Consider the following 10,435-nt stretch of genomic DNA (forward strand, 5'->3'; position numbering starts at 1 on the left):
AGAATTGGAATGGGAAAAGATGTACTTATTATAGCTCACTTTTGTAGCGATTTTGATGGAAAGGGAAACAACCGTTTTAATTATCTAGCTAATTTACTTGCAAAGAGTCATTTTGATGTAGAATTGGTTACTTCTGATTTTTCTCATATTAAAAAAATAAAAAGAGATAAAAATACTGGGAATTTTAATTATAAGATTACTTATATTTCTGAGCCGATATATAAACATAATGTTTCATTGAAAAGATTTTATAGTCATTTTTTCATTGGAAGAAATTTGAAGAAATATCTTAAGAATCGGAAAAAACCTGATGTTATTTATTGTGCGGTTCCTTCACTTGATATGGCAAGGGTAGCTGCCGAATATGCAACGAAAAATAAAATCAAGTTCATTATAGATGTTCAAGATTTGTGGCCAGAAGCATTTAAAATGATTTTTAATATTCCTATAATCAGTAATTTATTATTTTATCCAATGCAAAAACAAGCCAATTACATTTATGCTGCCGCAGATGAAATAATTTCTGTATCGGAAACATATAAAGACAGAGCACTTAAAGTCAATAACAAATGTAAGAAAGCATATAGCATATTTTTAGGTACGGAGTTAGATACTTTTGATAAGATGTCAATTGTGAATAAAGTTTCAGATAAACCAAAAAATGAAATATGGGTTGCTTACGCAGGAACCCTAGGGCATAGTTATGATTTAACATCTGTAATCGATGCTTTGGAAATTTTAAAAAATAAAGGAATAGTTAATGTTAAATTTATAATAATGGGTGATGGCCCATTAAAAAGTAAATTCGAAGAATATGTAAAAACTAAATCAATAAATGCGGTTTTTACTGGTCGAATGGATTATGGGAAAATGGTAGGTATTTTGAAAGCTTGTGATATTGCTGTAAATCCTATTAGTAGTGGTGCGGCTCAGAGTATAATTAATAAACATGCTGATTATGCTGCCGCAGGTTTGCCGGTTATTAACACACAAGAAAATAGTGAATATAGAAATTTAGTAAATGAATATCAGATGGGGCTAAACTGTGAAAATAATAATCCTAAAGATCTAGCTGAAAAACTAATGATTGTTTATAGAGACCAGAAATTAAGGGCAACTATGTCGCAAAATAGCAGAAGATTAGCTGTTAGTAAATTTGATCGAAAAAATACTTATCAAATTATAGTTGATTTAATTTCGGACTCGACAAAATCAACTAGTTTAAAAAAGTTAGGTTAACTAAAAAAAAATACTATTGCTTCTACTCACAGACCTTTTTGGAAATATTCCAGTTGTATTGAAAGGGTGTTATTATTTGAAGAGTTTTTATAAAAAATTGACATATGTACAAGTAAAGGATTTGCTAGCAATCTTTCAGTTTTTAATTGCATTACCATTTTCCGTTATTTTGAAATTGTATTTTCGATATAGAAAAGACGAATTGTGGTTAATTTGTGAGAAAGAGGAAGAGGCAAGAGATAATGGATATGTTTTCTTTAAATATATTAGAGAAAACCATCCAGATATAAAAGTATTTTATGCTATCAATATGAAATCTGTTGATTATAAGAAATTATCTGCATATAGAAATATAATAAAATATGGAGGTTTAATCCATTGGATATATTATTTAGCTGCAAGTAAAAATATAAGTTCACATAAAGATGGGAAACCTAATGCTGCAGTATGTTACCTCTTAGAAGTCTATGGAATATTAAAAAACACAAGAATCTTCCTGCAACACGGTATTACATTGAATGATTCCGAATGGTTATATTATAAAAATACTAAAATGAGGTTATTTATATGTGGTGCCTATCCCGAATATTTATATGTTAAAGATAGGTTTGGTTATCCAAATGAAAATGTGCAATATTTAGGTTTTCCTCGATTTGATGAATTGCATGATCAACTTCCAAATAAAAAACAAATAGTATTTATGCCAACGTGGAGAAATTGGCTTGGGTTAAAAACAAAAAATTCTTACACGTTTGATGACGTTAGTGATTTTAAAGAAACTGAATATTATCAAAGGTGTAATGAATTGATAAATAATGAGAAAATAATTAAATTTTTGGAAGAAAAAAATATAACAATGTACTTTTTTCCACATAGAAATATGCAAATATATATTGATTATTTTCAATCTTCTAGTACTAATGTAATCATAGCCAATAGTGATGAATATGATATCCAGGAAATGTTGAAAAATTCGGCTCTAATGATTACGGATTATTCCAGTGTATCTATTGACTTTGCATATATGAAGAAACCTGTAATATATTATCAATTTGATATTGAAAAATTTAGAAAGGGGCATTTGGGTGAAGGGTATTTTGATTATAAAAGAGATGGTTTTGGCCCAGTCTGTACTAAAATAGATAGTATATATAATGAGATTATTAATTCATACGAAGAAAGCTTTCAAATGAATGAAGCATATAAAGAGAAGCATAAACACTTTTTTAAACTGTATGATAAATACAACTGTGCTCGGATTTTTGAAGCCATAAAGAGTATTTGAATTGAGGGTTACAATGAAAAAAATTAATGTATGGTATTTCTTACTATCCTTTTACTTCTACTTTCCCTTTATATTGAAAGATATAAGGGAGATTAATTATATAATAATATATCTAATTCCATTAATATATATTATTTTCAATGCTAAATTCGTTCTTAGTTTTTTTAGAACCTTAATGAAAAGCCATATAAAACTCTCTTTTATTTCATATTTTATTGTTTTTTGTCTTTCTTTGATAGTACCAGCTTTATATGGGACTTATGATTTTTCCTATAATAATGTATTTTTAAGTATTATAAGAACATTGATTAAGACGTTATTTTTATTAATTGTTTTTATTAAAATTCATAAAAATAATGATTTTGTGTTATTTATTAAATATTTTATCTATTCCTGTAGTTTATATGTAGCTTTTTCTTTACTAATGATTATAATACCAGAATTTAAATCTTTCTGGGCAGGAATAATATATGACTCTGCACTGAATATTCAACTATCAATGCAAGATAAGTACATCACAAGGTATGGTTTGGTGGGGTTTTCAAACTTCAGAGAAACCTTTATGTGTTCACTTGCTGCAATCTTTAATGTATATATTATTGTTAAAAACATAAATACTCATACTAAAAATGGAACAATGATTTGGACGCTTTTGATATTAGGGTTAGGAACTAGTTTTTACGGCAGAATTGGATTAGTTGTATATTTAATAAGTGTTGGATTACTAATATTTTATTTGTTTTTCCACAAACCGCGTTATTTTCTATTAATAGTATTAAGTATTGCGATTTTATTAACTGTACTTATTTCTTTAAAGGAAAGAAATGAGATGGTAAACATATGGTTTAATTGGTCCTTTGATTTATTTTTAAATTATTTTGAAACAGGGAAGTTAGAAACGGGATCTAGTAATACAGTTTTTGAAAAAATGATATTTATGCCAGATGCAATGACATTTTTGTTTGGAGATGGATATTATTCAAATCCTAATGGTAGTGGTTACTATATGTCTACAGATGTAGGGTTTATGCGACCGTTGTTATTTTATGGATTTATACCAACAATGATTGCTTATGGGATAACTTACTTTTTATTATTCTCTATTCTCAAAGTATCTCTAAAAAGAATAGATGTTGCTGGTATAATACTATCATTATTATTGTTTATCCAAATTGTGTTATTTGAAATAAAGGGAGAAATGTTTTATATAATGTTTCCGTTACTTCTGCCATTTGCATACATGTATTTTTTGGAGAATACATCTGATTATGCAAAGTCAAATAAAACATAGCTTAATATCTTTCCTACAATGACTAAGGTCTTCGAAAAGGTAGTTTAAAGATAAAAAATTAAGGAGTAATTAATGTGAATGAGTTAGTATCAGTTATTATGAGTACTTATAATGAAGAGACAGATATGGTTGAAAAGAGTATTGAGTCAATTTTGAATCAATCGTATATTAACATAGAGTTTATAATTATACTTGATAACCCAGAAAATTTAAGGTTAAAGAAGTTGTTATATCAATACGAAAGTTACGATCAACGAGTAAAAGTATTTGTAAATGATAAAAACCTTGGCCTCGTTAAAAGTTTAAATGTTGCATTAAAACAATGTAGCGGCAGGTATATCGCTAGAATGGATGCTGATGACATATCTATTAGTGAGAGACTCATGACTCAAAAGGAGTATTTGGAAAATAACAAATTGGATTTTGTTTTTTCTAGTATGATTTTGATTGATGAGAATGGTAATAAGTTATATGAAACAAATAAAGATGAATTATCATATACTGATGTAAAAAAAGTATTAGAGAAAGGCAATATTTCAACACATCCTACTTGGTTTTTAAAAAGGGAAGTTTATGAAGAATTAGACGGTTATAGAGAAGTTTTATACTGCGAAGATTATGACTTTACACTTAGATGCCTGCTTAAGGGGTTTAAAATTGGTAAGGTTAACCAAAGCCTTTTGATGTACAGAATTAGGTCAAATAGTATTTCGCGAAGTAATAGTTTTGAGCAGTACCGAAATTCTATCGGGATTTTGAAATTATACAAGGAAAATAGTTTGGATGATATGAATTTGGTTTTTGACATAGTAAAAAAATCACAATCAAAAGCCGAATTGAAAGTGAAAGAAAGATTTATGATTGCGGATAAAAAGTTCAGAAAAGGTATTGAGAATATTAGGAATAAACAAATAATAAACGGATTAGTTAATATATTTTACTCCTTTTTTATTAGTAAATACTACACTCAAAAAAATATTAAAATTATTCTTTACAAAATTAGAAAATATACTAATTTCTCTATTATAAAATAGTTGCGAGAGGAAATGTAGTATCTAGAGGGAAAAAGCTGGTTGCTGATTAACGGTGGTTTATTTAAAGTTGTATCAAAGCAAATTCTCTAAATTAATGAGTATTTATTGGAGGTTAACATGGAAAAGGTTCTTTTGATTAGTTGTGCAGGGTATGATAATTTTGGTGACGAAGCAATGTTTAAAGAGATATATAAGGATCTTAAATCTAGGGGGAAATCTATTACTGTCGCATACTATAGTTTTGACTTAAAAAAGACTAAGGAAAGACATCCTAATGTAAACTTTATAAAACTGAAAGATTTACCAAGAAGACTTGGGTCCATTAGAAAACCATTTATGGATATCACTAGCCAAATTTATGCTGCTCAATATGATGCTTTGTATATTACAGGGGCTGGAAATCTAACTTCTTTATATACAAAACATATAGAGAATATTTACTTTTTGGTTAGTGCATTTAAAAAGAAAAATAAGTATATTGAATTTAGGCCTCAAAGTGTTGGGCCATTCTTTGGAAGTAAGAAATCCATAGATGAATCCTATGTAAAAGAGATAGTAAAAATTGCCGATAAATTTTATGTAAGAGATTATATATCTTATGAATATATTAAAGAGACATCTGAGAATGTTAAACTATCAAATGATGAAGCTTGGGATCTTGAAATAATAAAGCCCAAAGAATTTAATCCTTCTATTTTAGAAAATAAAAAGTTAGTTGGGGTATCAATTAGGCCATTTAGAACGGAAAAGGAATATTTAATAAAATGGTTTAAAGCGCTAGTGGATGAACTTAATTCAAAAGGCTATACTCCATTTTTTATCCCCATATGTTACAATGAGCAAAGCCCAGAGTATCAAGATAACTATTTTCTGAAAACCATAATAGGGGAAAAAGGGATATTCCTAGAAGATCTAATAGATATAAATAGTCTCGAACCAGAAAATATAAAGTATTTTGTTAATATGTGCCAAAAGTGTATTGGTCTAAGTTATCATTTTAATGTTTTTTCCTTATCACTTGGTAAAAGAGTCATTTCGCTTTATTATGAAGATTACTATAAAGTAAAAAACTTAGGCTTACAAAAGGCTTTCGGTAATACAGAAAATGTAGTAAACCCTCTAAAAGTGAAGGTAAAGGAAGTTATAGATTTGCTAGAAAAGTAGTTATGTGTGCATATAAACCCGATTTTTCTAATTAAAAAAATCTGTCTATGTCTACCCATATTTGTGCTTAACTACATTAAATAAGAATGGTGAAATTTTAGTAAGGTTGATGAATTGGAAATGAATATCTATAAGAATTTAGTTAACAATTCACTTGTTTTTGCTTTAGGGAACTTAGGAACTAAGTTAATTGTTTTTTTTCTGGTACCACTTTACACGTATTATTTAACAACAAGTGAATTTGGAATGGTAGATTTATTAACGACTACCGTAAGTCTGTTGATGCCTATTTTTACGTTAAGTATATTTGATTCGGTATTAAGATTTGTAATGGATAAAAGTTACGATAGACAAATTGTATTAATTAACGCTCTAATTATAATATTTATCGGATTTATTTTATTACTTTTGCTTTCCCCTGTTTTAATAAAGTATTTACCATTTAGTGATTATATCCTTTATTTTTATATATTATTATTGGTTCAATCCATTTTTACTACTTTGTCACAATATATAAGAGCAAAAGGTATGGTTAAACTTTTTGCATCTAGTGGGATAATTAATGCGTTTATTCTTTTAATTTCTAATATATTTCTCCTTGTTTTATTCAACAAAGGGATTTTAGGTTATTTAATGTCCCTCATTATCGCTAATGTAATTAGTATCTTATTTGTTGTTATTTTTGGGAAGGTTAAAAAGGATATTAACCTAAAGAAAATAAACTTTAAGTTGATGAAAGAGATGTTACAATATAGTATTCCCTTAATGCCTAATGCACTTATGTGGTGGATTATGAGCTTTTCAGACAGGTATATCCTTACTTTTCTTATAGGATTAAGCGCAAATGGACTCTATGCTGTTGCTAGTAAAATACCGAGCATTTTAAATATAGTAAACTCTATTTTTTTTCAAGCTTGGCAGATGTCAGCTATAGAAGAGGCTAAATCAGAGGATAAATCTAAATTCTATTCAAATGTTTTTAATGTGTTTTCTTTAACAATGCTAGTATTTACTTCTCTACTACTTATACATTTAAAATTTATTATGGGATTTTTAGTAGCTGATACTTATTTTGCTTCATGGAAGTATGTTCCGTTTCTTTTACTCGGGGTTGTATTTTCTAGCTTTTCAGGCTTTTTAGGTACAAATTATATTGCCGCAAAAAAAACATCAGGAGTTTTTAAAACATCTTTTATAGGCGCTATTATAAATATTGCTGCAAATATTATGTTAATTCCTATAATAGGTATAAACGGTGCTGCTATTGGAACTATGATTAGTTTTGCAGTTATTTGGATTTTAAGAATTATAGACACAAAGCAGTTTGTGAGTATAAAGATGAATGTAAGAAAGTTATTGCTAGCGCTAATTATAATTTTTATTCAAATAGGAGTATTGTACCAAAGTTTTAAGTTTGAATACTTGATTCAAATAAGTTTATTTTTAATTCTCATTTTAGTAAATTATAATGAATTTAGAATCGTATTAAAGAAAATGATTGGAATAATTCGTAATAAAAATAAAGTGATATGACATTTAATAATTTTATTAAAACTTCGATTACGGGGCCAGGGCCAGAACTTGGTACAAAGAAGTATTCCATAAAACAAAAATGGAACTCTGATCTATTCCATTTAAATTGGTGGTAACCTATGACTGTGTCTTTTGGTCTACTGTGAAATATAAATAAAATGAAATGATGTGAAAACTCTATGAACATACTAGTAACCGGTGGTGCCGGATATATAGGCTCTCACACTTGTGTAGCTTTGCTAGAAGCGGGGCATACAGTCATAATTGCTGATAATCTTTCTAATAGTAAGAGTGAGACCGTTATGAAAATTATGGATATAGTTGATAGAGAAGTTAATTTTTACGAAATTGATGTAACAGATGCAGAAGCCGTTGATATTATTTTCAGAAATTATAAGATTGATGGTGTGATTCATTTTGCAGGCCTTAAGGCAGTAGGTGAATCTACAGAGAAACCACTAGAATATTATTACAACAACATTGTAAGTACAATGGTTCTAACAAAAGCTTGTCAGAAATATGGTGTCAATCGGTTTGTTTTTAGTTCATCAGCAACAGTATATGGAGATAATAAAGTGCCTTTTGTAGAAACAATGGATCTCTTACCAACGACTAATCCTTACGGTGAAACGAAAGCCATGAGTGAGCGGATTCTTACTGATATAGCAAATGCAAATCCTGCTTTTTCAGTTTCAATTCTTCGATATTTCAATCCAGTTGGTGCCCATGAGAGCGGACAAATAGGTGAGGCACCGAACGGAATTCCAAATAATCTCATGCCTTATGTAACTCAAGTGGCAAAAGGCAAACTAGAGAAATTAAGAGTTTTCGGAAATGACTATCCCACAGTCGATGGCACAGGAGTACGTGATTATATTCATGTAGTGGATCTTGCTGAGGGTCATGTTGCTGCATTGGAAAACCTAACTGAAGGTGTTCATGTATATAACTTGGGAACCGGAAAAGGTACTAGTGTACTAGAATTAGTTAATGCTTTTGAAGAAGCTAATGATATTGAAGTTCCTTATGAAATCGTTGATCGGAGACCTGGGGATATTGCTTCATGCTATGCAGATGCATCAAAAGCAGAGCGGGAACTAGGCTGGACAGCAAAACGTGATATTATTGCAATGTGCCGGGATGCATGGCGCTTTGAGAAGAATTATAAAGAATAATGTGATTTAATTACCCGCTGTGACTAAAGGCTCGGCGGGTAATTATGTGTTACCTTTAAATGAATAAACGCACTAAAGTAAAGATATTGTGAAGGGCTATGCTTTCCCTCGAACTTATCTTATTATTTAATCATCCCAGTAACTACGCAACAATCTCTCTCACAGCACTTATGTGATCGTACTCCTATTTCCAGATGAATACCTATTCGGTCTTCAATCTCATCAATTTTTCGTAATCATTACATCTCCTAACCTGGGATAAATTTGTTATTATTCATTTACACGCTTCTCCTCTTTTAACTTGTTTCTTTGTCAATACAAGTATAAATGAAATTGGAGATAGCGTGTTTTTATGCTTATAGAGCCGAAATTGTAAAAGATCATTCGCATTGGTGGAAATTGCAAAGTAAGCCCCCATTCAAACAACGCATATAATTGAGCAGCACCTCTTGATAAAATTTAGATATCGATTAAAGGAGGTGCTTTTCATATGCCTGAACAAAAACTTACTATCATCCCCGTTACATTGCATCCCGAAACCGAAAAAGTTACATCTTCAATACCAACAAAAACTTTTTTCAATTCAACTTGTACGATCAAATCGGGCAACGTTGAAATTTTCCTCTCTAACGGCGTTGATGAGCACATCATCCAAACCGTAATGAGGGAGATGAAAAATCTATGAGGCACGATTATACGAGTGTCAAAAACATCTACATTATCTGTGGTAAAACAGATATGAGAAAAGGAATCGATGGGTTAGCTACTCTCATTCAAGATTCCTTCGAACTTGATCCATACGGAGATTCGATTTTCTTATTTTCCGGATGGAGCAAAGATCGCTATAAGTGTTTATATTTTGACGGAGATGGCTTCGCCATGCTTTATAAGCGTTTAGATAAAGGAAAGCTCCAATGGCCAAAAAACGAAAACGAAGTGCAAAACTTAACGCAGCAAGAGCTTCGCTGGCTTCTTGAAGGGTTATCAATTCAACAGCCAAAAGCTATTCAGCAATCATCAAAAGGAATCTTTTGATTTCTATTAAAATTTAACTTTTACTATTTTCCCACTGATGTTCGAATGATATACTTGAACTATCTTATTTGAACGAAAAGTGGTGAATCTAATGGCTAATGCTTCTACTAATAATCAGAATCAATATAAGAAATTAATTCAGCTTCTCGAAGAACAATTGGCTCATTCTAATCAACAGAATGAAGCATTATCCAAACAGATTGAATCATTAACCGAGCAAGTTCGCTATTTAACGAAACTTTTATATGGATCAAAAACAGAGAAATCTAAATATAATGCGCCCAATGGACAAACATCATTATTTGATAATGATCCGTCTTTTAATGAATCTGAGCACACAGAAGAACAAAGCCAACAGATGGTATCTTATACTGTTGTACGTAAAGCTCAAAATAAAAAACGAAATGATTCATTACATGACAATGTTGAAGTGAAGGCTATTCATCATCATCCAGAGAATACAATTTGTGACTGTTGCCAAGGCCAAATGACAGAAATAGGTAGCAAAGTCATACGTGAGGAAGCTAAATTTATTCCAGCAAGAATGGAGAAAGTTCAGCATATTGAGCATGCCTATGAATGTAAAAAATGCAAAAGTGACTTATATCAAAAATCGCAAATAAAGCGCGGCAAAGCACCACAGCCTCCCATTCAACGGAGCATCGCAGGTCCTAGTGTA

At 30.2% G+C, this 10,435-nt stretch carries 10 protein-coding genes; all 10 read left to right on the top strand.

Annotated features, from left to right (window positions below; all coding sequences use genetic code 11):
• Positions 1-9 precede the first annotated feature (9 nt).
• Positions 10-1,239 carry a glycosyltransferase family 4 protein gene (locus tag BN1242_RS04220; RefSeq protein WP_062351718.1) on the top strand — a complete coding sequence of 410 codons (1,230 nt, stop codon included), beginning with the start codon at positions 10-12 and terminating at the stop codon, positions 1,237-1,239.
• Positions 1,240-1,315: 76 nt separating this feature from the next.
• Entirely contained in the window at positions 1,316-2,524 is a 1,209-nt protein-coding gene (locus BN1242_RS04225) for a CDP-glycerol glycerophosphotransferase family protein (protein ID WP_062351721.1), read from the top strand.
• A gap of 13 nt (positions 2,525-2,537) precedes the next feature.
• Entirely contained in the window at positions 2,538-3,815 is a 1,278-nt protein-coding gene (locus BN1242_RS04230; RefSeq protein WP_158661045.1) for a hypothetical protein, read from the top strand.
• Between the two features lie 74 nt (positions 3,816-3,889).
• Complete coding sequence (locus BN1242_RS04235; RefSeq protein WP_062351727.1) at positions 3,890-4,849, top strand: glycosyltransferase; 960 nt, start codon at positions 3,890-3,892, stop codon at positions 4,847-4,849.
• A gap of 117 nt (positions 4,850-4,966) precedes the next feature.
• Complete coding sequence (locus tag BN1242_RS04240; protein ID WP_062351731.1) at positions 4,967-6,013, top strand: polysaccharide pyruvyl transferase family protein; 1,047 nt, start codon at positions 4,967-4,969, stop codon at positions 6,011-6,013.
• A 120-nt stretch (positions 6,014-6,133) separates the two neighbouring features.
• Entirely contained in the window at positions 6,134-7,546 is a 1,413-nt protein-coding gene (locus BN1242_RS04245; protein ID WP_062351798.1) for an oligosaccharide flippase family protein, read from the top strand.
• Positions 7,547-7,725: 179 nt separating this feature from the next.
• Positions 7,726-8,721, top strand: coding sequence for a UDP-glucose 4-epimerase GalE (gene galE, locus BN1242_RS04250; RefSeq protein WP_062351734.1), 996 nt, complete (start codon positions 7,726-7,728; stop codon positions 8,719-8,721).
• A 490-nt stretch (positions 8,722-9,211) separates the two neighbouring features.
• Positions 9,212-9,406, top strand: coding sequence for a hypothetical protein (locus tag BN1242_RS04255; RefSeq protein WP_062351737.1), 195 nt, complete (start codon positions 9,212-9,214; stop codon positions 9,404-9,406).
• Positions 9,403-9,756, top strand: a complete 354-nt coding sequence (tnpB, locus tag BN1242_RS04260) for an IS66 family insertion sequence element accessory protein TnpB (RefSeq protein WP_062351739.1) — start codon at positions 9,403-9,405, stop codon at positions 9,754-9,756. The genes BN1242_RS04255 and tnpB overlap by 4 nt, the downstream gene beginning before the upstream one ends.
• Before the next feature lie 91 nt (positions 9,757-9,847).
• A partial coding sequence (locus BN1242_RS04265) for an IS66 family transposase zinc-finger binding domain-containing protein (RefSeq protein ID WP_203226036.1) occupies positions 9,848-10,435 on the top strand: 588 nt, incomplete at its 3' end.

Source organism: Bacillus kwashiorkori (assembly GCF_001375515.1).
Classification (GTDB): Bacteria; Bacillota; Bacilli; order Bacillales; family Caldibacillaceae; genus Bacillus_BK; species Bacillus_BK kwashiorkori.

Coding starts and splice junctions, on each gene's coding strand:
- BN1242_RS04220 (WP_062351718.1), top strand. CDS start 10: ATGGGAAAAGATGTACTTATTATAGCTCACTTTTGTAGCGATTTTGAT.
- BN1242_RS04230 (WP_158661045.1), top strand. CDS start 2,538: ATGAAAAAAATTAATGTATGGTATTTCTTACTATCCTTTTACTTCTAC.
- BN1242_RS04240 (WP_062351731.1), top strand. CDS start 4,967: ATGGAAAAGGTTCTTTTGATTAGTTGTGCAGGGTATGATAATTTTGGT.
- BN1242_RS04245 (WP_062351798.1), top strand. CDS start 6,134: ATGAATATCTATAAGAATTTAGTTAACAATTCACTTGTTTTTGCTTTA.
- galE (WP_062351734.1), top strand. CDS start 7,726: ATGAACATACTAGTAACCGGTGGTGCCGGATATATAGGCTCTCACACT.
- BN1242_RS04255 (WP_062351737.1), top strand. CDS start 9,212: ATGCCTGAACAAAAACTTACTATCATCCCCGTTACATTGCATCCCGAA.
- tnpB (WP_062351739.1), top strand. CDS start 9,403: ATGAGGCACGATTATACGAGTGTCAAAAACATCTACATTATCTGTGGT.